Raw genomic sequence first — 25,611 nt, forward strand, 5'->3', positions numbered from 1 at the left:
AGAGGCCTTGTCCGGCCTGCTCACTCCCCTACATCTCCTTGGACGCAGCAACCCCTCGATTCGGTTCCGGCTGCACTCGAAAAACTGTGGTCGGCTCTCACGACGCCGGGACGATCTCCAGGCTCTGGGTGGCCAGGTCGCATTCGGCGTCGATCACGGCCGAGTCGTCGCCCTCGAACTGGCAACCGATACTGACCTGCAGATCGGCCTCGACGAACACCCGCCAGAGCACCGTCGAATCGTCGATGGGCGTCTCCGTGTAGGCGATCCCGACCCGACTACCGAAATCACGGACAGGTTCGAGCGACCCGATTGTGGAGTCCGGGCCACGGGCATCGACGGCCGACCGGAGCTCGGCCGCCACCTGTTCCTGCGTCGAACCCGGCGTCAGGTCGGCCACCGTGACGACGATGCGTCGGTCCGGAGGTACCGGCGGAATCAACACCATGCGGTCCGGGTCGTCCAGCCTCGTCCAGGTGGCCGGCAGACGCATCGAGGCCCGTCCCGATACGAACGTCACCCTTCGAACCGGCAGAGGTACATCGGTCGACGTGGTCGCCGGTGCCGTATCGACGGCAGACGCCGACGTACTGCTGCTCGGTGCCACGATCGGCGAAAATGGCTGTGCTGCTGGGGTTTCGACCCTCCCGGGCGAACTGGAGACGAAATACACCGCGGCACATGTCGATACGACGGCAACCGCGACTCCGACCGCGACTGCGATTCGAGAGGACACCGGATTTCGCCGAGGGGACGGCACGATGACGTCGTCGAGCCACGCTGCCGACCGAGTCGTCGCGGCACGGACGGACGGTGCCGATTCGAGATCCGCGCCGGCCCGTCGATACAGCGACCTGGCGATATCGAGTCCGGTCAGCCACCTGTTGCTGCGATCGACGACGAGGTCGGCTCCAGCGTTCGCCGATGCCACCACGAATACCTCGTCCGGGCAGTGCGAGACCGACGAACGAACGTAGTCACCGACCGCTTGCCGCCAGGCATCGTCGTCGCCTGCACCGAAGGGGACGACGGCACCGGTGTCACCGCCGTGCGCCCCCGACGGGTCGATGACGAGCACGGTCGTATCGAGAGCACCCACTTCGACGACGACCGCGGCGGACGGCGCACGTTCACCCGACGACTCGATCGCGGCCGCGGCCGTCTCCACGAGCACCACCTCGTTCGCCGACGCCGCGAACGTGGCGCGAAGGAAACCCGTGCGCTCGTCGCCCCAGATCGACGGATACGCGATCTCGAGTACATCGAGTCGGTCGTGCACCCCGGCGTTCTGCAGTGCCGACCATACGATCCCGTGCAGGACTTCGCCCCGGTTCCACACCGAGGTTCCCACCGCGATGTACGGGTCGTCGATACACAGCACGGGCGGTATCTCCCCTGCTGTGTCGGCACGACCGAACACGAGCCGGCCACCTTCGACCGTGGCGAATGCCGAGCCGACGCACTCTCGCGGTCCCTCGAGCGGGCCGCTCGTGGCGACGACCGAGACCTCGGCATACCCCAGATGCACTGCCGCATAGCGCCACCAGTCGGTCAACTGGAATGCCCGAGCTGGACGAGAGCCTGACCGGAGCGATCGACGAAGACGCCGCGTCCGGGCGGCATGGCACTGGGCCGTACTGTCCCGAGCAGGTTCCCCTCGTCGCGGCTTCCGCTCATCACCAGACCCGGTGTCACCAGATCGCGTAGCCGCCCGATGACCGGGTCGAACAGTGCCCGGCCTGCGCCGCCCGAGCGGCGCGCCACGATGACGTGAAGCCCGATGTCTCGTGCGTGCGGAAGATGTTCCACCAACGGAGCCAGAGGGTTTCCCGACGACGTGGCCACCAGGTCGTAGTCGTCGACGAGGACGAACACCTCGGGACCATCCCACCAGGACCGGTCGCGAAGCTGTTGTTGGGTCACATCGGAACCCGGCATGCGGTCGCTCATGCGACCGGCGAGGTCGACGATCATGCTCGTCAGAGTCGCCTGCGAGGCGGCGTAGCCCGCCAGATGGTCGGAATCGACTGTGCCGAGCAGAGTTCGGCGGTAGTCCGCGACGATGATCTTGACCCGATCGGATGAATTGGCCAGGGTGAGCGATCGACAGATCCCGCGCAGCAGAGACGTCTTGCCGCACTCGCTGTCGCCGAACACCAGAAAGTGCGGATTCTCCGCGAAATCGAGTACCACCGGCGCCAACTCGGCCTCGTCGATCCCGATGGGAACTCCGAGTTCGGGAGTGCCGCCGCGTGTTCGAGGCCACGCATCGCCTAGTTGAGCGAGGATTGCGGACCGTTCGAGCAACTCCGGAAGCATCCGAACCGGCGGCGCAGGGGTTCCCGTGGACGCCGCGGAGATCGCCGCGACCGATTCACCGACAGCGCGGGACAGATCGTCGACGGAACTCCGCTGGTCCACTCGAGGAAGCGCAATCGACATGTGCAGTCCTTCCCTGGTCATACCCCGGCCGGGCCGACCTTCCGGAACACTCGCCGCCTTCGCACGGCCCATGTCCGAATCCGACGGATCGCCGAGGCGCAATTCCAATCGGGTACCGATCAGATCTTTTGTCGCAGGCCGAACTTCGGCCCATCGCGACGCCGTGAGGATCAGATGCAGACCGAATGCAAGGCCCTGGGTGGCCAAGGTAGCGATCGACTGTTCGAGGCTCTCGAAGTCGGATCTGATGGACGGCCACCCGTCGATGACGAGAAAGACGTCCCCGAACCGATCATCGGGATCGACGGGCTGCGTCGCACGTCGACGCCGGAACTCCGCCATCGAGTCGATTCCGCGATCACGGAAGGTCTTTTCCCGCTGCCGCACTACACCCGCAACTTCGGCCACGGTCCGCCGAACCCGATCGACGTCGAGCCTGTTGGCAACCGATCCCACGTGCGGAAGATCGGCCAGACCGGCCAACGTTCCGCCGCCGAAATCCAAGCAGTAGAACTGGATCTGCGCGGGTGAATGCGTCATGGCCAGCGCCAGAATCAGCGACCGAAGAGCCGTCGACTTCCCCGATTGCGGAGCTCCGACGATAGCGACGTGACCTGCTGCACCGGAGAGATCGACAGTCAGCAGATCGCGGCGCTGATCGAACGGTCGATCGATGATCCCGATCGGAGCACGTAGACCCGAACGTGGATCGATGCGCTCGGTCAGGACCGACTCGGGCAGCAGCTGTATCAACGTGGGGGCAGCATCCAGCGGCGGCAACCACACTTCGTGAGCCGGCATCCCACGCCCGCGTATCCGTCCGACGACCACATCGAGCACCGTTGCACCGGTGTTCTCGGACTCGGCCGGCTCCGGTTCGTCCACGGGAGCCTGCGCGGCCTCGATACGGCCGGCATCGATGGAATCGAGTGGTACCGCGTAGGCAGTGAAGGGCCTCGGCCTGACGTCGGCTCCCAGCACAGCTCGCGCACCGATACTCGACCGTGGCGGCTCGTAGGGGCCGGAGACGTACGCTGCAGCGAACCTGACGATTTCGGCAGAATCGCACTTGAGGTAGCCCGCACCGGGTTGCGCGGGAAGGTGGTAAGCGTCGGGAACGCCGAGCACCGAGCGAGACTCGTTCGCGGAGAACGTCTTCAATCCGATTCGGTACGACAGGTGACTGTCCAGCCCGCGCAGTTTTCCCTCTTCGAGGCGCTGACTGGCCAGGAGCAAATGCATATGCAATGAACGTCCGAGCCTACCGATCGCCACGAACAACTCGGCGAATTCCGGCTGCTGACTGAGCAGCTCCGAGAATTCGTCGACCACCACGAACAGAGCGGGCATCGGTGCCAGGTTCGCCCCCGCGGCGCGCGCCTTCTCGTAGTCCGAGACGTTCGCGAAGTTTCCGGCTGAGCGCAACAACTCTTGGCGACGATTCATCTCGCCGGCCAACGCGTCGCGCATTCGATCCACCAACGCCAGATCCTCCGAGAGGTTGGTGATCACCGCGGCGACGTGCGGTGCGGACTCGAGGCCTGCGAACGTCGCGCCGCCCTTGAAGTCGACGAGCACCAAGTTCAGTTGTTCGGGCGAGTGCGTTGCCACCAATCCGAGCACCAGCGTGCGGAGGAACTCCGATTTTCCGGAACCCGTTGCACCGATGCACAATCCGTGCGGTCCCATCCCGTTCTCGGCCGACTCCTTCAGATCGATCTCCACCGGACTCCCGTCGGGTGCCACACCTATCGGCACCCGCAGTCTGTCGCGGCCGCGACGCATCGTCCAGGCCCGGTCGGTATCGAGGGCACCGACATCGGCGATCCCGACCAGACTGTTCCATCCCGAGACTCGCACTCCGTCGTCGCCGGTGGCATCGACGACCGACGACGCGGACGGAGCACGAAACGGCGACAGGCGTCGGGCAACGGCGTGCGCCTGAGTGGTACTCATCGAGTCCGCGACGGCGAAAACCTCGACCGCTGTCCCGCTCACGGCACCGATCGATCCGTTCTCGGCGAACAACTGGAGACCGCGCGATGCAGCGAGTCTGGGACAGAGACCGGACAAGTCGATGATCGTGACGGAATCGAGGCCCGTGTCGGTGAGGTCGGTCGACCTGTTGTCGAGAAGTCCGCCGTCCACCACGATCACCAGCTGAACTACGCCGGCGACCGGAACTGCTCCGCGTGCGAACCGATTTCGTGAGGCGAGCACATCGCCAAGTGCACTTTCGAGTTCGAGAAAGCTCCCGAAGATCATCCGAGCCGACCCTGCGACGTCACGCACAGCGTCGTGCTGCGTGTGTGGAAGCCACTTGGTCCACTCCCATTGCTCCACGGTGTCCGGACCGCAGACGATCGCGACCGCAACATGATCGGGGCCGTGAAAGCTGCACAGGGAGGCCAACATCGAGCGCACCATCGCTCGCGCACAGTCGCGATCGCCTGCTATCGACAGCGCAGCGAACCCCCTCAGCGACACCGCCGTCGGCAGCGCGGACACCACCGAATGCGCCCGCACGAAACGGCGCAGCGACACCGCAGACACTGGCTCGAGCTCCTCCACCGGTCCTGTCTCCGGCGGTACCAGACGGGTGGCCAATCTTTGATCACCGCGGCCGACTCGCACATGAGCGAAATCGGGGTCCGACTGTCGTCGCTCCCACATTCGTTCGGTTCCGGCGACCGACCACAGGGTCTCGGGTGACGGGTGGCTCCATTCGAGGGCCCTGCGCTGCGCACGCTCCGTCTCGGCGACGTCGCGGCGCAGCTGATCGAGGTAGCGCAGGTAGTCCTTGCGGTCCTCGTTCGCCTCGGCCGTACGTGCTCCCCCGGACTTGCCGCCGCCAGCAAGCATTCCCACCATGGACATCAACATCATGGCCGGGAACATCAACATCATCGGGTTGGCCGCCGCACCGGAGGTGAACATCAGCGCGACCATCCCGACCATGGCCGCGACCATCACCAACGGCATCAATTTCATCAGCAGATTGCCGGGAACTGCGCGCGGAATCTCGGGTGGTGGCTGCAGATCGACCTCACCGCCCGGCGACCGGGGCACTGCCCTGCGCGCGCCGCGAACGAAGCGCACGGTACTCATCGGTCCGCCCCCACGGCTGCGCCCCCACAACTGCCTCGCTGCGACCTCCCCCCGAGGCCACGTGGACGACAGGCTAACGCATCGCAGACCGGGCGGTCCACGCACACTTCGAGCGCCTGCCCTACTCGGCGCCGCCGCCGGGGTCGTACTGCGCGGGGCTGCGAGAAATAGAACGCCGCCCGACGCAGTTACACATGAATGCGGCTCCCTTGCCGTGCGCTCGACGAACGAAAGGCTGGCTCCCACCGTGTCCGTACCCCTGTCAATCCTCGATCTCGCACATGTGGGCGAGGGCGAATCAGTCCGCGACAGCTTCGACGCCAGCGTCACGCTCGCTCAGCACGCCGAGAACTGGGGATATCGACGCATCTGGTACGCCGAGCACCACAACATGAAGTCGATCGCGTCGTCCGCTACGTCGGTGCTCATCGGCCACGTCGCTGCCCATACCGAGCGGATCCGGCTCGGGTCCGGCGGAATCATGCTCCCGAATCACGCGCCGCTGACCATCGCCGAGCAGTTCGGCACGTTGGCGACCCTGCATCCGGGCCGGATCGACCTCGGCCTGGGTCGCGCCCCTGGGAGTGACCAGGTGACGATGCGCGCAATGCGCCGCGATCCCGAGTCCGCAGATCGATTTCCCCAGGACGTCCAGGAATTGCAGGGGTACCTGTCGACGGAGTCGTTGATCCCCGGGGTGAACGCAACGCCGGGTGCCGGTACCGAAGTGCCGCTCTACATCCTGGGCTCGTCGCTCTTCGGTGCTCAACTCGCCGCAGCACTCGGACTGCCCTACGCCTTCGCCTCGCACTTCGCACCCGATGCGCTCGAACAGGCCGTCGCGATCTATCGCCGTGACTTCCGGCCGTCGGCACAGCTGGCCGAGCCGCACCTGATCGTGGGTGTCAACGTGATCGCGGCGGATTCACTCGCCGACGCGCAGGCTCAATTCCTCCGCACCAAGCGCAGCCGCGTCAGCCTGCTGCTCGGCCGAGGCCGGACCTTCACCGACGAAGAAGCCGACATGGTTCTCGAAGCGCCGGCAGGACAACAGATCGCGAAGATGACCAAGTATTCGGCCGTCGGTACCCCGGACATGGTCAAGGACTACCTCGATCGATTCGCCGAGCACACGGGTGCCGACGAGCTGATCGTCGCCTCCGGCGTGTCCGATCGAGCATCGTGGCTTCGCTCCTTCGAGTTGCTTGCACAGGTGAGCGACCTCGTCGCAGCCTGAGCGCGAGTGTCCGCGAGCGGTGTGAAGGACGATTGCGAGTCGTCGTGATGTCGTAAGGTGTGCACGCAGATGCCCAGTGGGGCGGGCATCTGCACGCGAACAGTACACATCCGGGGGGGATCTTCATGACACGCGCCGACAGCCGTCCATCGGTCGGCCCAGGGCCGTCGACCACCGCAGCAGAAGCACACCGTCGGCCATCGGGAACGCATTCCGTATTCGCGCAGGACGTCTGCCGGGTGACGGTGTTGGCCAGGTCCACCCAGGTGGATATGGCGCTGCCGGTGGACGTTCCGGTCTCACTGCTCGTTCCGGGGATCATCGACATGATCGCTGGGGTGCAGCCCGCGGAACGACCCGGAATTGCTGGAGTGCAGCCTGCGGAACGACCCGGGGTGGCGGGAGTGCAGCCTGCGGAACGACCCGGGGTGGCGGGAGTGCAGCCTGCGGAACGACCCGGGGTGGCGGGGTACGACGTCGATCCTGAGTCCGAGGGCGTGCCCGTGGCGTGGACGCTTGCTCGAATCGGGTTGCCTCCGCTGTCGCCGACGGCGACCTTCGCCGAACTGTCGGTTCGCGACGGCGAGTTGCTCGTCTTGGGCGTCGCCGAGCGGCCTGCACCGGTTCCACTCTTCGACGACCTCATGTATTCCGTTGCGAGAGCGGGCAGTGACGACGTCCCACACTGGACTGCACGCACTGCGCGAACCGTGGGCTCGGTCGTCACCGCATCGTTGGTGTTGTTGGCGTGCGCGACGGTGTTGCGTGGGCCGATTCGCGACGGAGCCGAGAATGTGGGCGATATCGTGGGGGGAGTCGCTGCGGTGACTGCCTCGATCCTCTTCGCGATCGCGGGGGTGATTCTGGGGCGGCTGTATCGGCAGGACGCGGTCGCGGTGCTGTTCGGCGGGTGTGCCGTCACGCTGATGTTCACCGGCGGAACTCTGCTGGTGCCAGGACAATTCGGTGCGGCGCAGCTGATGTTGGGCTCGGCCATGGCCGGCGCGACGGCCCTGTTGTCCCTGCGGATCGGTGGAACCGGCTTCGCGTTGTTCACCGCCGCGATCGTGCTGGCGTTGCTCACGTTCCTCGCGGCTGTGTGCACGCTGTTCACGACGATGTCGCAACCGGCGATCGGCACCGCTGCGGCTCTGGCGGGTCTCACGGGAATTGCTCTCTCCGCGCGCGTGTCGATGATGCAGGCCAAGTTGCCGCTTCCGCCGGTTCCCACGGCAGGCGCACCGCTGGACACGGTCGAGGAAGCCGAACTCGACGCGATGTCGTTCGAGGATCTGCAGGCAGCCGCAGCACGAGCGCGGAGTTACCTGACCGGTCTGCTGCTGGCGTTCACGGTCGCCGTGGTGGCAGGAGTTCTCGCTGCGGCGGCCGACGATACAGGGGGCGGCGGCGAGTGGCCTGCGGTAGCGCTCGCGGCGCTGTGCGCTCTCGTTCTCCTACTGCGAGGTCGCACCTATGCCGTTGTGGTACATGCTGTTCCGCTTGTCGCAGGCGGAACGACGATTTTGTTATCGCTCCTCGTCGGTGCCGTGATCGCGTTGCCCGAATACTCCCTCGCTTTGTTCGGCGTGGCAATGGCCGGAGCCGTGACGGCATCGATCTTCGGCGCATTCGTGCCGACACGCACGTACTCGCCGGTGATGCGACGATCGGCCGAGCTCCTCGAGTATGCCGTCATTGCCCTGGTCATCCCGGTCGCCGTGTGGGTGTGCGGGTTGTACAGCGTCGTCCGCGGGCTGTGACGCCGGGTAGGCGGCACACAATCGTCGTTGCGGTGCTCACTGCTCTCGCCGTGTTGTCGAATGCCGTTCTCGGGGTCTCTCCCGCTCGTGCCGAACGTCCGCTGATCGATCCCGCCCAGTTACCTGCACCGAGTCCCCCTGCTCCTCTCGAGCCCACGGAACAGAAGAATGCGTGCGCTCTTCCGTCCGAGACACCCGACCCGCAGGAGGCTCCGACCGCGCAGAAAGCGCTGGACTTCGCGTCGGTTTGGCCCATCACTCGCGGAGCCGGTCAGGTGGTCGCTGTCATCGATACCGGTGTCACCGCTCATCCGCGTTTATCGGGTCTGGGCCCGGGCGGCGATTACGTCAGTGCAGGTGACGGATTGTTCGATTGCGATGCGCACGGCACCATGGTCGCCGGTTTGATCGCCGCGAACACCGCGCCGGGCAGTGGATTCGCCGGCGGCGCCCCGGATGCACGCATACTCTCGATCCGCCAGTCCAGCAATGTTTTTCAGATTGTCGACAACCGACCCGAGGAGGACAAAGCCGCCGAGCCGGAGAACGCCGCGGGGTACGGGAACGTGCGCACGATGGCCATGGCCATCAGGACCGCGGTCGACTCCGGCGCGTCGGTCATCAACATCTCGGAGGTGGCCTGCGTACCCGCGGGAGGCGGTGTGCCGGACGGCCCCCTCGGTGCCGCGGTGCACTACGCCGTCCGTGAGAAAAATGTCGTCGTCGTTGCCGCAGCGGGAAATCTGGGCAGCACGGCCTGCCAGGTGCAGAATCCGCACGCGGATCCGCTTCGGCCCGATGCAGATCCGTGGGACGGCTTCGCGACCATCGCAACCCCGGCCTGGTTCGAAGACGTGTTGACCGTCGGTTCGGTCGAGTCGGATGGCACGCCGTCCTCGTTCAGTCTTGCGGGTCCGTGGGTCGACGTCGCCGCGCCGGGCTCGAACATGACCTCACTGTCGCCTTCGGGCAGCGGACTGGCGAACGGCACTCGGGGCAACGACGGTGTGAACCCCATGACGGGAACCAGTTTCGCGGCACCGCTGGTGGCTGCTGTCGCAGCACTGGTGCGCGCCCACCGGCCCGAGCTGACGGCGCTGGAAGTGGTGGACCGAATCGAGAGAACGGCGCACGCACCGGCCGAGGGATGGAACCCGTTCGTCGGTCACGGCGTCGTCGATCCACTCGCCGCGGTGACCGATCTCCTGACGCCTGCACCTCGTGCCGCGCTTGCGGACAGCGTCGCGATGCGCGCTCCGCTTCCACCGCCTGCACCGGATCATCGTCCGCGAAATGCAGCGGTGACAGGTTCGGTACTGGTCGCGGTGATTCTGGCGCTCGGTCTCGCACTGTCGATACCTTTGCGTCGGCGGGGCCGGCCGTAACGAGTTGCGCTACTTCGTCGGTAGCGCGGCGGCCTGTGGGTCGGGAGCAACCCCGTCGTGCATCGTCAGAGCCTGACCGCGCCCGAGAGTGGGACCGCTGCCGAGCAAGTGCAGGATCGCCCACGGCGCCGGTGCGGGTGGCCCGAACCCCAGCGCCGACGCGGCTTCACTGCCCTCGACGCCGTAGCGAACCCCGGTGTCTGCCACGAAGAAGACGCTGTCCTGACGGGTACTCGACGTCGAGATTCCCGTGCCGCGGACGAACCCGCCACTGCCGGGTGCCAGATAGACCTGATCCACGGCGTCACCTCCACCATCGGCCTGAGCCAGCGTGACCGGTTGTGCGCCGGACTCGAGCGGTAACCCGCGACCGGCGGACTCCACGAGCCGAGCCGTCGGCCCACCGTCGGCCACCTCGAGCGGTTCCCAGGTGAGACAGTTGACAGGTCGCTCACCGGCGTCGACGATCACGGGGGTCGTCGCCGGAAACGTCGAGACCGAAAGCCCCACCGAGGTTTTCGGCGCATCTCGGAGAACGTCGGGGTTGACCGCTGCGATGTCGGGACTGCCTTGCGAGTCGGTGAACTTGATGAGCAGGGCAGCCGTTTCGCTGATCGCTTGAATACCGTCCTCGAGTACGACGTAGTACTGGACGTCGCGACCGGCCACCTTGACGACCGAACCGATCGGTCGACCGTCGAACGGAAACTGCGGAGCCTCTCCCGCGCGGGGAATGAACGGTGCCGCGACAGCGGGCGACTGCGGCACCGAATTGAGTAGACCGGCACTCACCGGTGACGGTGTGGCATCCTCGAGCCCGAGTGCACGGATCACTGCCCGGTCGGCCAGATCGACCGGCGACTTCGTTCCGTCGTGCACGAGGTACGCCGTTCCGTTCGAAGTCCACAGGAATGCCTCGGTATCGGCAAGTGGCGCTGCGCTGTCGTCGTACCGGAGATCACCCGCGACGACCGTGGTCGAGGTGACCCCTGCGATCGGATCGAGTGTGTCGCACACAGTCCATGCTTCGGCGCGACCATCGGGGTCGTGCGGCAGTGCCGAGGGAGCGCCAGGAATCCCCACCAGCGCTCCGCGAGGCCTCGAGGCGAGTTCGGATTCCTTGACCGTCAACGGGTCGTCGGGCTTGCCGACCACCAGTCTGGCCGACGCGAGATTGAGCACCGGGTGGAACACGTCGTTCACTTTCACGAACATGGCGGCCGAATCCTTACCGACCACGATCGACGCATCGCCGATCTTGTCCTGCGGCCGAAACAGAGCCAGCGCGGCGCATCCCGCCAAACCGATACAGGCGATCACGACGCCCACCAGCAGTGCACGGGACTGCGACTTCATCGGATCGTGCAACATTCGGGCATCACGCCTGATCAGCGCGTGTTCCATTCGGCGAACCAGAAAGCGGTAGCCGCCAACCTGCCACTTCGTTGTGGGCGTCGACGCCACAGTTCCTCCCCAGGATTCGATCGGACCCGATCCCCATTCGAGTCACGCGACACAGTACAGTTCGTCCGCACACCTCGGCGACCGCTTCGGCGGCGATCGATGGGTACGGCAACCTTCGGGGGGAGGGTTCGGATGGCACGTACGGGTTCGATCGGGCTCGGGCGAACCGCGATGCCTTTCGCCGCGCCTACGCTCCGACGCGTGATCACGGCCGAGATCGCTGCAGTGGCAACAAGTCTTGCGTTGCTCGCAGGGCAGGTGCGGCCATTGTGGGCACTGGTCGCCGCTGCGGCGGTGGCACTCGTTCCGTTCGTGACCATTCGCCGCAGACCGATCGTCGACTGGTTCCGGGTCCTCTGGCGGTTCCTCGCGAACCGTTTTCCCGAGGTGGGTGTGACCACCGCCCATCACGACACGACGGGCCAGGCTGTCGGTGTCCACTGGCAGCGCAACACGGTCAGCTGCATCATCGAGATTCTCCCGCCCGCGCACACGACGACGGTTCTCGGCAGGGCGAGCGCGGACACGCGGTACACCCTCCCCATCGAGACGCTGGCGTCGTGTCTTCGGCAACACGACATCGCCGTCTCGTCGATCGACATCGCTGCACTCGGATTTCGCAGCTCACCCGGTTCTTCTGCCACCGAGGTGTACGAGGGACTCATCGGTCCGCTACCCGCTGTGGCGATGCGGACGGTATGGGTAGCAGTCACTCTCGACGTGCGGTCCAACGCTCGGGCTATCGAGGTCAGAGGCGGAAGCCGGGCCGGGGCAGCGCGCACCGCCGTCGTGGCGACCACGCGCGTCCTGCGTGCTCTTCAGGCCGATGGCCTGTCCTCGCGCCTGCTCACGAGCGCAGAACTTCGATCGGCTGTGTTGCACCTCTGTCGGGGAGTGAGTACCGACGATCTGACACAGACGTGGTCGACGGCACCCTTGCCGGGTGTGTCCAGCGTCGGCTTCGGAATGGACTGCAGCGCAATCACTGCCGAAGACATCGCCACTCTGTGGTCGACGCCGTCCCTGGGGACGACGATGACCTTCCACCTGCAGCCGACCCGCGACATCGGAAAGCTTCGCATCCGTGGATCGTGCAGATTCGCCGCCCGCGCCCGAGTCGCGAAACCGTCGGTCCGCGGATTGACCTCGATGAGCGGAAGTCAACGAGACGGAATCTTCGCACAGCTACCGCTGGCAGTACCCGGGCTGAAGTCCTTGTCCCCCAATAGAACTCTCGAGATGTCGAGCCTCGACGACTTGGACCTTCCGGTGAGCGGTTGTGGCCAGCTCCTGGGTTCCGACGCCGCCGGACACGGTGTCGCGGTGCGATTGTTCGGGCCGGGCCTGGCCCGAGTGCGGATCGCCGGGGAACTCTACCTCGCTCAGCAACTGCTGTTCCGCGCCATCGCTACGGGAGCCAGAGTTCTCGTTCGGAGCGACCGCCCACACGCATGGCGATCGCTCCTCGACGCGATAGGCGCCCTCGACCGCCTGTCTGTCGACGGCCACACCATCCGATCTCGGACGTCGTACGACGTGATCCTGAACGACTTCGCGGACGGATCCGAACCGACTGACCAGCAACGACTTTCGGGTGTGACCGTGATGTCGTTGACCGAGCACGTACCGCGCAACGACGGCACCGAACATGCGCGCGGACTGCCACGGCCGGAGTGGGACGTGTCGATAGTTCAACCGCACGCCTCGGGCGACCGGATCAGGGTGCTCTCGGGACCGCTAGACGTCGAACTGACACTGGTGACGATCCCGCAGGAGACGGCGTTCATCGGTCGGCCACGAAGTCTGCGCTCAGCCGTGCGTGCTTGACCAATTCTCAGCCGGGATAGTCGATTCGCTTCCGTCCGCCGGCCACCGCACTGGCCCACCATTCGACTTGATCGAGCAGTCGACCCAGGGCATCGACGGCAGCGGCGTCGTCGATACCACCCTCGTCGTCGAACCGCTTGCGCACACGGTGCACCGATACGGCGTCTCGAACGGACACCATGTGCAGTTCCGCAGTGATCTGTCGTAGTTGTTCGGTAGCTCTGATTCCGCCGCCGAGGCCTCCGTAGGACACGAATCCGACCGGCTTGGCGCGCCACTCGTACTTCACGGTGTCGAGCGCCGTCTTCAACGATCCGGGAACGCCGTGGTTGTACTCGGGCGTGACGAACACGAACGCATCGCATGCCCCGATCGTTGCGGTGAAACGCTCGGTGTCGTCGTTCGGGACCAAGTTTCCGGGCAGTTCGAAGTCGGCCAGGTCCACGTCGACCACCTCGATGCTCGCGCGCTCGGCGGCAACGCTGCGGACCCAGGCCGCGACCGTGGGTCCGATGCGCCCGGCGCGGACACTACCGACGACGATGGCTAGTTGTATCGGCTGCATCGTTCCGACAGTAGCCCCGGCGGCGGTTCGTCAGCCCTCTCCCCCACAGCATCCGTCGGCCGAGATCGCAGTTCGCACCTCTCGGGTGGCCGCGTTTCGTGCAGCGAGCATGTCGGACGGCGGATAGTCGACGCGGACCAACGAGAGTCCATGTGCCGGAGCCACTGTCACCTCACTGGACCGTTCGCGACGCGTCAGCAGTGACCGCGCCCAATCCGGACTGCGACGTCCTTCCCCCACAGCCTGCATTGCACCGACGAGGCTCCGCACCATCGACCAGCAGAACGCGTCGGCGCTGACGTACGCGGTGAGCCGATCACCGTCGCGTTCCCAGTCGAAGCGCTGCAGTTCTCGCACCGTGGTGGCACCGTCTCGCCTCTTGCAGAACGCTGCGAAATCGTGCAGTCCGATCAATGCCTGCGACGCTTCGCGTACTGCGTCCAGATCGATGGGCCGTGGCCAGGACACGACGCCGGCGACGTCGAGGGGGTCGACTCCATACAGCGCGGTGCTGAATCGGTACTCGTAATGTCGGCGATACGCCGAGAATCGGGCGTCGAAATCGCGGGAGACGGTGCTGATTGCCCGTACCCGAACGTCGGTGGGCAGAAACCGGGCCATACGCCGGATCAGTCGGTCGTGATCATCCGGAACGTCGACGGCATCGAAGTGTGCCACCTGACCGGTTGCGTGTACTCCAGCGTCGGTTCGGCCGGCGACGGTCAGCTCGATCGGTTGCCGCAGCACGGTGGAAAAGGCTTGTTCGAGCACGCCGCAAACCGTGCGGATACCCGGTTGACGCGCCCATCCGGAAAAGTTCGTGCCGTCGTAGGAGATGTCGAGCCGAATTCTGCTGGGTACCGACAAAGCGGGCCCGCCTTCCCCTGGGGGAATGGCGGGCCCGCTTCGATCGTGCGCGGAGCTCAAAAGGACTAGTCCTTCTTTGCTTCCTCGGCCTCGGGGGCGTCCGACGCGTGAGCGTCGTTGTCCTCGATGCCATCGATGACTGCGTCGGCGTTCGCTACCTCGGAGTCCGTTGCGTCGGCTTCGACAGCCTCGACGACGTTCTCTTCGGTCGCTTCCTCGGCCGGAGCCTCGGTTGCGGCGGGAGCAGCCTTCGATGCCTTCACGCGGCGCGCGCGGTCGGCTTCGTTGGACACCGTCTGCTCGTTGACGAGCTCGATGATGGCCATCGGCGAGTTGTCACCCTTGCGGGGGACGGTCTTGATGATGCGTGTGTAGCCACCGTCGCGATCGGCGAAGAAAGGCCCGATCTCGGCGAAGAGCTTGTGCACGACATCTTTGTTGTTGATCGTCTTGAGAACCTCACGACGATGGGCCAGATCACCCTTTTTGGCATGAGTGACGAGCTTCTCGGCGTGGGGACGAAGGCGCTTGGCCTTCGACTCGGTGGTGGTGATGCGGCCGTGCTCGAAGAGTGACGTCGCCAGGTTGGCCAGGATGGCCTTCTGGTGCGACGCCGACCCGCCGAGACGGCGGCCCTTGGTGGGCTTGGGCATGATGAATCTCCTAGTAAGAGCTCCAGCGAGCTGATTACAGCTGTTCTGTCTCGGCGTAGTCCTGCTCGGCACCTTCGGTGTCGCTGAAGGAGCCGGCGTCGGTGTCACTCCACGTACCCGTGGTGGCGTCGTAGCCAGGCACGGTGGTCGGATCGAACGACGCGGGGCTGTCCTTGAGGGAGAGGCCGAGCGAATGCAGCTTGACCTTCACCTCGTCGATGGACTTCTGCCCGAAGTTACGGATGTCGAGCAGATCGGACTCGGTACGACCAACCAGCTCACCGACGGTGTGAACACCTTCGCGCTTGAGGCAGTTGTAGGAACGGACGGTGAGGTCCAGATCCTCGATGGGGAGTCCGAAGGAAGCGATGTGATCGGCCTCGGCGGGCGAGGGTCCGATCTCGATGCCTTCTGCTTCGACGTTCAGCTCACGGGCGAGGCCGAAGAGCTCAACCAGGGTCTTGCCCGCCGAAGCGAGCGCGTCCCGCGCGGTGATGGAATTCTTGGTTTCCACGTCGAGAACGAGCCGATCGAAGTCGGTGCGCTGTTCGACGCGGGTGGCCTCCACCTTGTAGGTGACCTTGAGCACGGGCGAGTAGATCGAGTCGACCGGAATACGGCCGATCTCGGCACCCGATGCCTTGTTCTGAACGGCGGGGACGTAGCCGCGACCGCGCTCGACGACGAGCTCGATCTCCAACTTGCCCTTGTCGTTCAGGGTCGCAATGTGCAGATCAGGGTTGTTCACCGTCACGCCGGCCGGGGGAACGATGTCGCCTGCGGTGACAGCGCCGGGGCCCTGCTTGCGGACGTACATGGTGACCGGTTCGTCTTCTTCGGAGCTCACGACGAGACCCTTGAGGTTCAGGATGATGTCGGTGACATCTTCCTTCACACCGGGGACCGTGGTGAATTCGTGGAGAACACCGTCGATACGGATGCTGGTGACAGCAGCGCCGGGGATCGACGAGAGCAGGGTGCGGCGGAGCGAGTTGCCGAGTGTGTAACCGAAGCCGGGCTCGAGCGGCTCGATGACGAATTTCGAGCGGTTGTCGGCGATGACCTCTTCGGTCAGCGTCGGGCGCTGTGAAATGAGCATTGTGTGTTCCTCCTGTACGGGCGTCCGCTATTTGACGCCCACGTGTGGAGGCGAAGACGCATGCGAGCCTCGCGAGGAGACTCACATGCGTGCTGCGCCTTACTTCGAGTAGTACTCGACGATGAGCTGCTCCTGGAGCGGCACGTCGATCTGTGCGCGCTCCGGCACCCGGTGAACCAGGATGCGAAGACGGTTGGGAACGACCTGCAGCCACGGTGCGACCGGACGATCGCCGTAGCTCTCGCGGGCGATCTGGATCGGCAGTGTCTGTGCGGACTTCTCGCGGACATCGATGATGTCGTACTGCGAGACGCGGTAGCTGGGGATGTCCACTCGCTTGTTGTTCACGAGGAAGTGGCCGTGGGTGACCAGCTGGCGTGCCTGACGACGCGTGCGTGCGAGACCTGCACGGTAGACGACGTTGTCGAGACGAGTCTCGAGGATGGTCAGCAGGTTCTCACCGGTCTTGCCGGCGGCCCTGTTGGCTTCCTTGTAGTACAGACGGAACTGCTTCTCCATGACGCCGTAGGTGAAGCGAGCCTTCTGCTTCTCCTGCAGCTGGAGCAGGTACTCGCTCTCCTTGATCCGCGCGCGGCCGTGCTGGCCCGGCGGGTAGGGACGACGCTCGAATGCCTGGTCGCCTCCGACGAGGTCGACGCGCAGACGACGCGACTTGCGGGTGATAGGACCGGTATAACGTGCCATTTTCTAAACCTTTCCTTCCCGCTAGACCCGACGCCGCTTGGGCGGACGGCAGCCGTTGTGCGGCTGAGGGGTGACATCGGAGATGGTGCCGACTTCGAGGCCAGCGGCCTGAAGCGAGCGGATAGCGGTCTCACGGCCGGAGCCGGGACCCTTGACGAACACGTCGACCTTCTTGACGCCGTGCTCCTGTGCCTTGCGCGCAGCGTTCTCGGCTGCGAGCTGTGCGGCGAACGGAGTCGACTTGCGCGAGCCCTTGAAGCCCACGTGTCCCGAGGACGCCCATGAGATGACGTTTCCGGCGGGGTCGGTGATCGACACGATCGTGTTGTTGAACGTGCTCTTGATGTGCGCAGATCCGTGCGGGACGTTCTTCTTGTCCCTGCGACGCGTCTTCTGCGCCTTCTTCGGACCGGTACCGCGTGCTTTGGGGGGCATTACTTCGCCTTCTTCTTGCCGGCAATGGTGCGCTTGGGTCCCTTACGGGTACGCGCATTGGTCTTGGTGCGCTGTCCACGGACGGGCAGACCACGACGGTGGCGAAGACCCTGGTAGCAGCCGATTTCGATCTTGCGACGGATGTCGGCCTGAACCTCGCGGCGCAGGTCGCCCTCGACCTTGAGGGACTCGTTGATGTAATCGCTGAGCTTGCGCAGATCGTCGTCGCCGAGATCCTTGCTTCGCAGGTCGGGGCTGACGCCCGTCGCTGTGAGGATCTCCTTGGAGCGGGTACGGCCGACGCCGTAGATGTAAGTCAGTGCGATCTCCATGCGCTTTTCGCGCGGCAGATCCACACCTGCGAGACGTGCCATGTGGCATTTCCTTTTCTTGTCCGGAGGTCTGCTCCCAGTCCGTCCCCTGTGTCCTTCTCACCGCTGGGGTGTGAAGCGTCTTTCAACCAACTCAGTGGGGCCCCGGCCTCCGTGCCGGGGGTATGCCGCAACGCGTGTGTCACGGTTGGTGCTGGGAGGTCATCTTCTAGCTGTTGCCAAGCCGACGTGCGAAAAGCTCGGTGGTTATCCCTGACGCTGCTTGTGACGCAGGTTGTCGCAGATCACCATGACTCGCCCGTTACGACGAATCACCTTGCACTTTTCGCAGATCTTCTTGACGCTCGGCTGAACCTTCACGTCGTTGATCTCCTGTGTGTAGCTCGGCCCCACTGCGGGCAGCGGCTCCGAGCATGGTTCCCCCCGACCGGACGTGGCCGGGGAAGCTCTTACTTGTAGCGGTAAACGATGCGTCCACGCGTGAGGTCGTAGGGCGAGAGCTCTACGACGACGCGATCCTCGGGAAGGATGCGAATGTAGTGCTGACGCATCTTTCCGCTGATGTGAGCGAGTACCTTGTGGCCGTTTTCGAGCTCAATGCGAAACATCGCATTGGGCAGTGGTTCGACTACTCGGCCCTCTACCTCGATAGCACCGTCTTTCTTGGCCATATCCTCCGCGATCCTGGCTCTCACACCTGGTTGATTGCATCTGTTTCCGTTACCGTGATGCGCACTGACCGACCCGATCGCTCGAGCCTGCGTGTCGCCGGAAACGCTCGCAGCCCATGCGGGCACGCGAACATCCGGTACGCAGGGCGCACCGTCGATCTATGTTACCGGCAAACACACATCTGGCCAAATGCGCGCGAAGCGGGCACGAAACACCTCGGCTGGCCACGCTCGTTCAAAGAAGCTAACGTTTCGTCCGCCCATAATCGTGCAGAGTCCGAGCCCGCAAGGTGCACTCTTGAGTTCCAACCCGTCCGGAGACAGCCCAGCCGTCTCCGTGATCATTCCCGTACACAACGCCAAGGATTTACTCGGCCAACAATTGAGCGCGCTCGCGCATCAGGATTACGACGGCTCGTTCGAGGTCATCGTCAGCGACAACGGCTCGACCGACGGCGTGTGTGAGTTCGTGAAGAGCCACGAGCTACGGACCCGACTGAATCTGAAGTACGTCGATTCGTCCGGCACCGCAGGCGCGTCCTTCGCGCGCAATCGGGGGGCGGAGGCAGCAGACGGCCCACTCCTGGCTTTCTGCGATGCCGACGACGTCGTGCACCCGACGTGGCTGCGGCGCATCACTGCCGAGCTCGAGCGCTACGACCTCGTGGGAACCGGCCTGAGCACCGAGGCACTGAACTCGGAATCCACGCGAGCCGCCGTTCCGTTCGCCCCACCTTCGAATCAGGGCAAGTCAGCATTTCGACCGTTCGTCATCGGAGCGAGTATGGCGTGCCACGCGTCGACCTACCGAGATCTCGGAGGGATGCTCGAATTCGTTCATGCCAGCGAGGACATGGAATTCTCTTGGCGCGCACAGCAATCGGGCGCTCGCCTGCACTTCATAGCCGAGCCGCTGGTCGAATATCGTCTGCGTACGGGCTACCGAGACAATTGGGCACAAGCGGGGGCACTCGGATACGGCTCGGCCCACGTCCGCGGGATGTACCGGGCTAGCGGATGCCCGCCGTTCCGAATCCGTACAACGATCGTCGCGCTACTCGCGCTTGCACTGCGAAACCCACTGCTGCCGACCGCACTGACCCGGATGCCGACGCGCCTCTGGCTACGTTTGACGGCTGCCCACCTCGGACTCATCCGAGGGGGACGTCGTTACGGATCGTTGGCCTGGTAGTTCTAGCTGGGCCGAACCGTCAGGATGCGTGGCCCGTCCTCGGTCACGGCGACCGTGTGTTCCCAGTGCGCCGAGCGCGATCCGTCGGTCGTGACGACGGTCCACCCGTCCTCGAGGATGTCGGTGTCATAGGTCCCGAGAGTCAGCATCGGTTCGATCGCGAGCGTCGATCCGACCACCAACTCCGGGCCCTTGCCCGGTGCACCCTCGTTCGCCAGGAATGGATCCATGTGCATCTCGCGGCCGATTCCGTGGCCGCCGTAGCCGTCGACGATTCCGTACTTTCGGCCGTGCGCTTTTTCCGCCGCATGCGTTCCGGACTCGATGGCATGCGAAACGTCGGTGAGTCGGTTACCAGGAAGCATTGCCGCGATACCGGCTTCCATCGACAGTCTCGTCGCCTCGCTCAGCATTGCATCGGCCTCGATGATGTCCCCGACGCCGAACGTCCACGCGGAGTCTCCGTGCCACCCGTCGAGGACCGCACCACAATCGATCGAGACCAGGTCGCCTGCAGCCAAAATCTCGTCTGCGGACGGAATGCCGTGCACCACACGATCGTTCACCGAGGAGCAGATGCTGCCGGTGAAGCCGTGATACCCGAGGAACGACGGAACGGCCCCGGCGTCCCGAATCACCGCTTCGGCTACTCGATCGAGCTCGAGTGTCGAGACCCCGGGACCCGCCGCGTTTCTGACGGCAACCAGCGCAGCACCCACGACCGCACCGGCAGCCGCCATGGCGTCGAGCTCACCTGCGCTGCGAAACGGTACGACTTTGCGTTTACGGCCGAACGCCATTACTTGCCGTGATCCTCGATGGACTTCAGCGCGCGAGCGTTGACCTCGTCCACTTCACCGATGGCGTCGACCGTGACGAGCTCGTCGGCGTAGTAGTCCAGCAGCGGTGCCGTTTCGTCTCGGTACACCTTGAGGCGGTTGCGGATGACGTCCTCTTTGTCGTCCTCGCGACCACGCGCAAGCATCCGTTCGACTACGACGTCCTCGTCGACGACGAACGACAGTACGGCGTCGAGCTTCGCGTTCAGATCGGACAGAATGCCCACGAGAGCCTCGGCCTGACCGACCGAACGGGGGAAGCCGTCGAGCAGGAAACCGTTGACGGCGTCGGGCTCGGCGAGACGGCTGCGGACCATGTCGACGGTCAGCTCACTGGGAACCAGATCGCCGGCGTCGAGGTACTTCTTCGCTTCGAGGCCGAGCGGCGTCTTCTCGCCGATGTTCGCGCGGAACAGATCTCCGGTGGAGATGTGCGGCACGCCCAGTTTCTCGGAGAGGAGAACGGCTTGAGTGCCCTTGCCGGCACCGGGGGGACCGAGCAGAACAAGTCTCACTTGAGGAACCCTTCGTAGTTGCGCTGCATGAGCTGGCTTTCGATCTGCTTCACGGTGTCCAGGCCGACGCTGACCATGATCAGCACGGCTGTTCCACCGAACGGGAGGTTCCCGCCTCCACCGGAACTGCCGATGTCGAGGAACAGGTTCGGGAGCACAGCGATCGTGCCCAAGTAGATCGAGCCGGGCAGCGTGATGCGGCTGAGAACGTAGTTCAGGTAGTCCGCAGTCGGCTTGCCGGGGCGGATACCGGGAATGAACCCGCCGAACTTCTTCATTTCGTCGGCGCGCTCTTCGGGATTGAACGTGATCGCCACGTAGAAGTACGTGAAGAAGACGATGAGACCGAAGAAGATCGCGATGTAGACGGGGTTGGCTGGGTTCACCAGGTACTCGTTGATGATGCGCTGCCACCAGCTGGGATCTGTTGCCGTGCTCGCAGACGTGAGCTGCGCGATCAGATTGGGCAGGTAGAGCAACGAGGACGCGAAGATCACCGGGATGACGCCGGCCTGGTTGACCTTGAGCGGAAGATAGGTCGACGAGCCGCCGTACATCTTTCGACCGACCATGCGCTTGGCGTACTGAACCGGAATACGACGCTGACCCTGCTCGACGAACACCACACCGGTGATGATGAGGAACGCTGCGAAGCAGACGAACCCGAACACCAGTCCGCCGCGGCTCTCGAGGATCGAGTTGCCCTCGGACGGGATGCGCGAGGCAATACCGGCGAAGATCAGCAGCGACATTCCGTTACCGACACCGCGCTCGGTGATGACCTCGCCGAACCACATCACGACGGCTGCGCCTGCAGTCATGACGAGCACGATGATGACGAGCCCGAAGATGGACTGGTCGGCGATGATGTCCTGCTGACATCCCTGGAGCAGCTGGCCGCGCGAAGCGAGGGCCACCAGGCCGGTCGCCTGCAGGATGGCCAGTGCGATCGACAGGTAACGCGTGTACTGCGTCATCTTGGCCTGGCCCGACTGTCCCTCCTTGCGGAGTTCCTCGAACTTGGGGATGACGACGGTGAGCAGCTGCACGATGATGCTGGCGGTGATGTACGGCATGATGCCGATCGCGAACACCGACAGCTGGAGCAACGCTCCACCCGAGAACAGGTTGATCAACGAGTAGATGCCCGCCGAATCTCCACCGGAGACCTGGTCGATGCACGCTCGGACATTGGCGTAGTCGACACCCGGCGACGGCAGCGTTGCACCGAAGCGATACAGGGCCACCAGACCGAGCGTGAAGAGGATCTTCCGTCTCAGGTCAGGAGTCCTGAGGGCCGACACGAAGGCGGAAAGCAAAGATCCTCCTGGCACGACTGCGTTGACGCCGCGAGTGCTTCATCGGGAGCGACTGATGCTCCCGTGAGCCTCACGAGCATGGACTGCGGACGACATACGTCGACCGCATCGATACGAACTTCTCTGAACTCTAGAACTCTAACAGTGCGCATCGAACGTCCCGACGGTCAGTGTTGGACCCTGGCCGATCGGTCGACACACACGACATTGCGTGTAGGCAACGATGGCCGCAGCTCAGCTGCGAGAGCTGTGGCTGCGGCCATCGTCACGAACTGCTGCTCGAAGCGCTGCTAATCAGCACTTCGAAGCAATGCTCATACCTCGGTTGCAGAACCGCCGGCAGCGGCGATCTTTTCCTTGGCGGAGCCCGTGAACTTGTTGGCCGAGATATCGACCTTCACGGTGAGGTTTCCGTCTCCGAGAACCTTGACGAGCTCGTTCTTGCGAACGGCTCCCTTGGCGATCAGCTCGGGGATACCGATCTGACCACCCTCGGGGAACAGGCGCTCGATGTCGCGCAGGTTCACGACCTGGAACACGACACGGTTGCGGTTGGTGAAGCCCTTGAGCTTCGGGAGCCGCATGTGGAGGGGCATCTGGCCACCCTCGAAGCGTGCCGGCACGTTCTTGCGTGCGCCGGTTCCCTTGGTACCGCGACCTGCGGTCTTGCCGCGCTTGCCACCTTCACCACGGCCGACGCGAATCTTCGTCGACTTGGATCCGGCTGCGGGGCGCAGGTGGTGCAGTTTGATGGTCATGGTTAGACCTCCTCAACAGTTACGAGGTGGCGCACCGTGTTGACCAGTCCGCGGTTCTGCGGGTTGTCCTCGCGGACGACCGTCTGGCGGATGCCCTTGAGCCCGAGAGTACGCAGGCTGTCACGCTGGTTCGCCTTCTGGCCGATGGTGCTCTTGATCTGAGTGACCTTCAGCTGAGCCATTACTTCACCGCTCCTGCCTGTGCGCGAGCGCGCAGCATTCCGGCGGGTGCAACCTCTTCGAGGGTCAGGCCGCGGCGAGCCGCAACTTCCTCGGGACGCTGCAGACCCTTGAGGGCCGCGACGGTCGCGTGCACGACGTTGATGGCGTTGTCGCTACCGAGCGACTTCGACAGCACATCGTGGACACCGGCGCACTCCAGCACTGCGCGCACAGCGCCACCGGCGATGACGCCGGTACCGGCGCTGGCCGGACGCAACATGACGACGCCGGCAGCGGCTTCGCCCTGAATGGGGTGCGTGATGGTGCCGGCGATCATCGGGACGCGGAAGAAGCTCTTGCGAGCCTCCTCGACACCCTTCTGGATGGCCGCGGGAACTTCCTTGGCCTTGCCGTAGCCGACGCCGACCAGTCCGTTGCCGTCACCGACGATGACGAGGGCGGTGAAGCTGAAGCGTCGACCACCCTTGACCACCTTGGAGACGCGGTTGATCGTGACGACCTTCTCGATGAAGTTCGACTTGTCCGCAGCGTTTCCGCCACGGCCGTTGTCACGACGGTCACGACCGCCACCACCGCGGTTGTCGCCGCGCTGGTTGTTGTCGCCACCTGCGTTGGGGCCACTGTTCTGTCCGGCGGGGCCGCTTCCGCCGTCACGCCGTTGACGTCCCGGCATCAGGCTGTCCTTCCGTTGTCAGTCATTGTCATCATCAGAACGTCAACCCGCCTTCGCGGGCAGCGTCTGCGAGTGCCGCGATGCGGCCGCTGTAGTTGTTGCCGCCGCGGTCGAACACGACTGCCTCGACGCCGGCTGCCTTCGCACGGCTGGCGATGAGCTCGCCGACCTTCGCGCTGACGGCCTTCTTGTCGCCCTCGAGCGCGCGCACATCGGCTTCGATGCTCGACGCGCTGGCCAGCGTGTGGCCCGCGAGATCGTCGATCAACTGCACGTGGATGTGACGCGAGGACCGGTTGACGACCAAGCGCGGACGCTCGGGCGTTCCGGAGATCTTCTTGCGAAGGCGGAAGTGACGACGTGCCTTCGACAGGCGACGCTTCGTCGAGACGTCGGTGCCGCGCGGTGTGCGCTTGACGACGTTCGCCTTGTCTGCTGTTTGCTGGCTCATATCACTTACCCGTCTTTCCGACCTTGCGGCGGATCACTTCACCCTCGTAGCGGATGCCCTTGCCCTTGTACGGGTCCGGACGCCGCAGACGACGAATGTTGGCAGAGATCTGACCGACCTTCTGCTTGTCGATGCCGACAACGGTGAATCGCGTGGGCGACTCGACCGTGAACGTGATGCCCTCGGGTGCTTCGATCAGCACGGGATGGCTGTAACCGAGTGCGAACTCGAGGTCCTTGCCCTTGAGTACGACGCGGTAACCGACGCCGTGAATCTCCATCTTGGTGGTGTAACCGTTGGTGACACCGGTGATGAGGTTCGCAACGAGTGTGCGCGAGAGGCCATGCAGCGAGCGGCTCTTACGCTCGTCGTCCGGCCGGGTGACGGCGATGGTGCCGTCGTCGGCGCGGGCGATCTTGATGGGCTCGGCGACTGTCAGGCTCAGGGCACCCTTGGGGCCCTTGACCGCTACGTCCTGGCCGTCGATGGTGATATCGACGCCAGCGGGGACTGGGACCGGCAATTTTCCAATACGTGACATGGTGGTGGCCTCCCCTACCAGACGTAGGCGAGGACTTCTCCGCCCACACCCTGCTTGGCAGCCTGACGCTCCGTGAGCAGACCGGTGGACGTGGAGATGATCGCCACGCCCAGGCCGCCGAGAACCTTGGGCAGATTGGTGGATTTTGCGTACACCCGGAGACCGGGCTTGGAGACGCGTCGCACGCCGGCGAGGCTGCGCTCACGGCTCGGGCCGTACTTCAGATCGACGATGAGGGTCTTGCCCACCTCGGCGTCTTCCGTGCGGTAATCGGAGATGTAGCCCTCGCGCTTGAGGATCTCGGCGATGTTCGCCTTGAGCTTCGAGTGGGGAAGCTTCACCTCGTCGTGGTACGCCGAATTGGCGTTGCGCAGACGAGTCAAGAAGTCTGCAATTGGATCGGTCATCGTCATGGTGTGACCTGTGCACCTTTCTCGCAGCGGTTCCCATGCAGCACGCGCGGGCTGGTGCCTGTGGGTTTCGGAAAACCGACGGGCCTGGCTCGTCACATCGTGGGCCTACAGCGAAGTGAACATGTCCTGACCGACTGTTGCCGGTCAGGGGTTGCGCTCCAAGCAATGCATCGCTGC

26 protein-coding genes are annotated in these 25,611 nt (G+C 64.5%); 5 read left to right on the top strand and 21 right to left on the bottom strand.

All coding sequences use genetic code 11. From position 1 onward, the window contains the following. Positions 1 to 97 precede the first annotated feature (97 nt). On the bottom strand, positions 98 to 1,555 hold the full coding sequence (locus CH286_RS00805; protein WP_094608068.1) for a type VII secretion-associated protein: 1,458 nt from the start codon (positions 1,553 to 1,555) through the stop codon (positions 98 to 100). Then, entirely contained in the window at positions 1,552 to 5,550 is a 3,999-nt protein-coding gene (gene eccCa / locus CH286_RS00810) for a type VII secretion protein EccCa (RefSeq protein WP_094608069.1), read from the bottom strand. Before eccCa ends, CH286_RS00805 begins: the two co-directional genes overlap by 4 nt. A 247-nt stretch (positions 5,551 to 5,797) precedes the next feature. On the opposite strand from eccCa, the gene CH286_RS00815 reads away from it, so the two are divergent. From CH286_RS00815 to mycP, 3 genes are all read left to right on the top strand, one after another. Then, entirely contained in the window at positions 5,798 to 6,787 is a 990-nt protein-coding gene (locus CH286_RS00815) for an LLM class flavin-dependent oxidoreductase (protein WP_094608114.1), read from the top strand. A gap of 125 nt (positions 6,788 to 6,912) precedes the next feature. Continuing rightward, the gene (gene eccD / locus CH286_RS00820) at positions 6,913 to 8,547 is read left to right on the top strand and encodes a type VII secretion integral membrane protein EccD (protein WP_141215762.1); all 1,635 of its coding nucleotides are present in this window, start codon (positions 6,913 to 6,915) and stop codon (positions 8,545 to 8,547) included. Between the two features lie 32 nt (positions 8,548 to 8,579). Then, positions 8,580 to 9,932: a type VII secretion-associated serine protease mycosin gene (mycP, locus tag CH286_RS00825; protein ID WP_255182529.1), complete on the top strand. Its 1,353-nt coding sequence runs from the start codon at positions 8,580 to 8,582 to the stop codon at positions 9,930 to 9,932. 9 nt (positions 9,933 to 9,941) lie between these two features. Here the strand turns inward: mycP and eccB are convergent, their stop codons facing one another. Then, a complete protein-coding gene (eccB, locus tag CH286_RS00830; RefSeq protein ID WP_032404672.1) occupies positions 9,942 to 11,396 on the bottom strand; it encodes a type VII secretion protein EccB in 1,455 nt (484 codons plus the stop codon). A 132-nt stretch (positions 11,397 to 11,528) separates the two neighbouring features. Between eccB and eccE the strand changes: the two genes are divergently transcribed. Then, a complete protein-coding gene (eccE, locus tag CH286_RS00835; protein WP_176458090.1) occupies positions 11,529 to 13,223 on the top strand; it encodes a type VII secretion protein EccE in 1,695 nt (564 codons plus the stop codon). 7 nt (positions 13,224 to 13,230) lie between these two features. On the opposite strand, the gene CH286_RS00840 is transcribed toward eccE, so the two are convergent. The 9 genes from CH286_RS00840 to infA form a co-directional block, all read right to left on the bottom strand. After that, entirely contained in the window at positions 13,231 to 13,788 is a 558-nt protein-coding gene (locus tag CH286_RS00840) for an NADPH-dependent FMN reductase (protein ID WP_094608072.1), read from the bottom strand. Positions 13,789 to 13,818: 30 nt separating this feature from the next. Beyond that, positions 13,819 to 14,715, bottom strand: coding sequence for a tRNA pseudouridine(38-40) synthase TruA (gene truA, locus CH286_RS00845; protein ID WP_094608073.1), 897 nt, complete (start codon positions 14,713 to 14,715; stop codon positions 13,819 to 13,821). Between the two features lie 5 nt (positions 14,716 to 14,720). Then, complete coding sequence (gene rplQ / locus CH286_RS00850) at positions 14,721 to 15,308, bottom strand: 50S ribosomal protein L17 (protein WP_032404669.1); 588 nt, start codon at positions 15,306 to 15,308, stop codon at positions 14,721 to 14,723. Positions 15,309 to 15,342: 34 nt separating this feature from the next. Then, complete coding sequence (locus CH286_RS00855) at positions 15,343 to 16,407, bottom strand: DNA-directed RNA polymerase subunit alpha (RefSeq protein ID WP_032376654.1); 1,065 nt, start codon at positions 16,405 to 16,407, stop codon at positions 15,343 to 15,345. A gap of 99 nt (positions 16,408 to 16,506) precedes the next feature. Further along, positions 16,507 to 17,112, bottom strand: a complete 606-nt coding sequence (rpsD, locus tag CH286_RS00860; protein ID WP_008718223.1) for a 30S ribosomal protein S4 — start codon at positions 17,110 to 17,112, stop codon at positions 16,507 to 16,509. A 21-nt stretch (positions 17,113 to 17,133) separates the two neighbouring features. Further along, a complete protein-coding gene (gene rpsK, locus CH286_RS00865) occupies positions 17,134 to 17,547 on the bottom strand; it encodes a 30S ribosomal protein S11 (RefSeq protein ID WP_027496331.1) in 414 nt (137 codons plus the stop codon). Beyond that, a complete protein-coding gene (gene rpsM, locus CH286_RS00870; protein ID WP_008718227.1) occupies positions 17,547 to 17,921 on the bottom strand; it encodes a 30S ribosomal protein S13 in 375 nt (124 codons plus the stop codon). The genes rpsK and rpsM overlap by 1 nt, the downstream gene beginning before the upstream one ends. Positions 17,922 to 18,125: 204 nt before the next feature. Then, positions 18,126 to 18,239 carry a 50S ribosomal protein L36 gene (gene rpmJ / locus CH286_RS00875; RefSeq protein ID WP_025347279.1) on the bottom strand — a complete coding sequence of 38 codons (114 nt, stop codon included), beginning with the start codon at positions 18,237 to 18,239 and terminating at the stop codon, positions 18,126 to 18,128. A gap of 89 nt (positions 18,240 to 18,328) precedes the next feature. Continuing rightward, entirely contained in the window at positions 18,329 to 18,550 is a 222-nt protein-coding gene (gene infA / locus CH286_RS00880; RefSeq protein ID WP_005140011.1) for a translation initiation factor IF-1, read from the bottom strand. Positions 18,551 to 18,848: 298 nt separating this feature from the next. Here infA and CH286_RS00885 point away from each other — a divergent pair, with 298 nt between their 5' ends. Next, a complete protein-coding gene (locus CH286_RS00885; RefSeq protein WP_176458091.1) occupies positions 18,849 to 19,742 on the top strand; it encodes a glycosyltransferase in 894 nt (297 codons plus the stop codon). Positions 19,743 to 19,744: 2 nt separating this feature from the next. Here the strand turns inward: CH286_RS00885 and map are convergent, their stop codons facing one another. The 9 genes from map to rpsH form a co-directional block, all read right to left on the bottom strand. Further along, complete coding sequence (map, locus tag CH286_RS00890) at positions 19,745 to 20,542, bottom strand: type I methionyl aminopeptidase (RefSeq protein WP_032404668.1); 798 nt, start codon at positions 20,540 to 20,542, stop codon at positions 19,745 to 19,747. Next, positions 20,542 to 21,096 (bottom strand): adenylate kinase, encoded by a 555-nt coding sequence (locus tag CH286_RS00895; protein WP_032376652.1) that lies wholly within the window; start codon positions 21,094 to 21,096, stop codon positions 20,542 to 20,544. The genes map and CH286_RS00895 overlap by 1 nt, the downstream gene beginning before the upstream one ends. Next, positions 21,093 to 22,415, bottom strand: a complete 1,323-nt coding sequence (secY, locus tag CH286_RS00900) for a preprotein translocase subunit SecY (protein WP_032376651.1) — start codon at positions 22,413 to 22,415, stop codon at positions 21,093 to 21,095. The genes CH286_RS00895 and secY overlap by 4 nt, the downstream gene beginning before the upstream one ends. Positions 22,416 to 22,729: 314 nt before the next feature. Next, the gene (gene rplO / locus CH286_RS00905) at positions 22,730 to 23,173 is read right to left on the bottom strand and encodes a 50S ribosomal protein L15 (RefSeq protein WP_027496326.1); all 444 of its coding nucleotides are present in this window, start codon (positions 23,171 to 23,173) and stop codon (positions 22,730 to 22,732) included. 2 nt (positions 23,174 to 23,175) lie between these two features. After that, positions 23,176 to 23,355: a 50S ribosomal protein L30 gene (gene rpmD, locus CH286_RS00910; protein WP_008718256.1), complete on the bottom strand. Its 180-nt coding sequence runs from the start codon at positions 23,353 to 23,355 to the stop codon at positions 23,176 to 23,178. After that, complete coding sequence (rpsE, locus tag CH286_RS00915) at positions 23,355 to 24,029, bottom strand: 30S ribosomal protein S5 (protein WP_032365630.1); 675 nt, start codon at positions 24,027 to 24,029, stop codon at positions 23,355 to 23,357. The genes rpmD and rpsE overlap by 1 nt, the downstream gene beginning before the upstream one ends. 34 nt (positions 24,030 to 24,063) lie before the next feature. Continuing rightward, positions 24,064 to 24,480 carry a 50S ribosomal protein L18 gene (gene rplR / locus CH286_RS00920; RefSeq protein ID WP_032365631.1) on the bottom strand — a complete coding sequence of 139 codons (417 nt, stop codon included), beginning with the start codon at positions 24,478 to 24,480 and terminating at the stop codon, positions 24,064 to 24,066. A gap of 1 nt (position 24,481) precedes the next feature. Next, on the bottom strand, positions 24,482 to 25,021 hold the full coding sequence (gene rplF / locus CH286_RS00925) for a 50S ribosomal protein L6 (RefSeq protein ID WP_032376650.1): 540 nt from the start codon (positions 25,019 to 25,021) through the stop codon (positions 24,482 to 24,484). A gap of 14 nt (positions 25,022 to 25,035) precedes the next feature. Then, positions 25,036 to 25,434: a 30S ribosomal protein S8 gene (rpsH, locus tag CH286_RS00930; RefSeq protein WP_008718266.1), complete on the bottom strand. Its 399-nt coding sequence runs from the start codon at positions 25,432 to 25,434 to the stop codon at positions 25,036 to 25,038. Between the last annotated feature and the right edge of the window lie 177 nt (positions 25,435 to 25,611).

Origin of the sequence: Rhodococcus sp. WWJCD1 (assembly GCF_002258735.1) — a bacterium.
Lineage (GTDB): Bacteria > Actinomycetota > Actinomycetes > Mycobacteriales > Mycobacteriaceae > Rhodococcoides.

Excerpts from the sequence above, each read along its gene's own strand:
- eccE (WP_176458090.1), top strand. The coding sequence starts at position 11,529 with ATGGCACGTACGGGTTCGATCGGGCTCGGGCGAACCGCGATGCCTTTC.
- CH286_RS00855 (WP_032376654.1), bottom strand. The coding sequence starts at position 16,407 with ATGCTCATTTCACAGCGCCCGACGCTGACCGAAGAGGTCATCGCCGAC.
- eccD (WP_141215762.1), top strand. The coding sequence starts at position 6,913 with ATGACACGCGCCGACAGCCGTCCATCGGTCGGCCCAGGGCCGTCGACC.
- rplQ (WP_032404669.1), bottom strand. The coding sequence starts at position 15,308 with ATGCCCAAGCCCACCAAGGGCCGCCGTCTCGGCGGGTCGGCGTCGCAC.
- rpsM (WP_008718227.1), bottom strand. The coding sequence starts at position 17,921 with ATGGCACGTCTCGCAGGTGTGGATCTGCCGCGCGAAAAGCGCATGGAG.
- rpsK (WP_027496331.1), bottom strand. The coding sequence starts at position 17,547 with ATGCCCCCCAAAGCACGCGGTACCGGTCCGAAGAAGGCGCAGAAGACG.
- rpmD (WP_008718256.1), bottom strand. The coding sequence starts at position 23,355 with ATGGCTCAGCTGAAGGTCACTCAGATCAAGAGCACCATCGGCCAGAAG.
- eccCa (WP_094608069.1), bottom strand. The coding sequence starts at position 5,550 with ATGAGTACCGTGCGCTTCGTTCGCGGCGCGCGCAGGGCAGTGCCCCGG.
- rpsD (WP_008718223.1), bottom strand. The coding sequence starts at position 17,112 with ATGGCACGTTATACCGGTCCTATCACCCGCAAGTCGCGTCGTCTGCGC.
- rplR (WP_032365631.1), bottom strand. The coding sequence starts at position 24,480 with ATGAGCCAGCAAACAGCAGACAAGGCGAACGTCGTCAAGCGCACACCG.
- rplO (WP_027496326.1), bottom strand. The coding sequence starts at position 23,173 with ATGACCATCAAACTGCACCACCTGCGCCCCGCAGCCGGATCCAAGTCG.
- map (WP_032404668.1), bottom strand. The coding sequence starts at position 20,542 with ATGGCGTTCGGCCGTAAACGCAAAGTCGTACCGTTTCGCAGCGCAGGT.
- rplF (WP_032376650.1), bottom strand. The coding sequence starts at position 25,021 with ATGTCACGTATTGGAAAATTGCCGGTCCCAGTCCCCGCTGGCGTCGAT.
- rpsE (WP_032365630.1), bottom strand. The coding sequence starts at position 24,029 with ATGCCGGGACGTCAACGGCGTGACGGCGGAAGCGGCCCCGCCGGACAG.
- rpsH (WP_008718266.1), bottom strand. The coding sequence starts at position 25,434 with ATGACGATGACCGATCCAATTGCAGACTTCTTGACTCGTCTGCGCAAC.
- CH286_RS00840 (WP_094608072.1), bottom strand. The coding sequence starts at position 13,788 with ATGCAGCCGATACAACTAGCCATCGTCGTCGGTAGTGTCCGCGCCGGG.
- infA (WP_005140011.1), bottom strand. The coding sequence starts at position 18,550 with ATGGCCAAGAAAGACGGTGCTATCGAGGTAGAGGGCCGAGTAGTCGAA.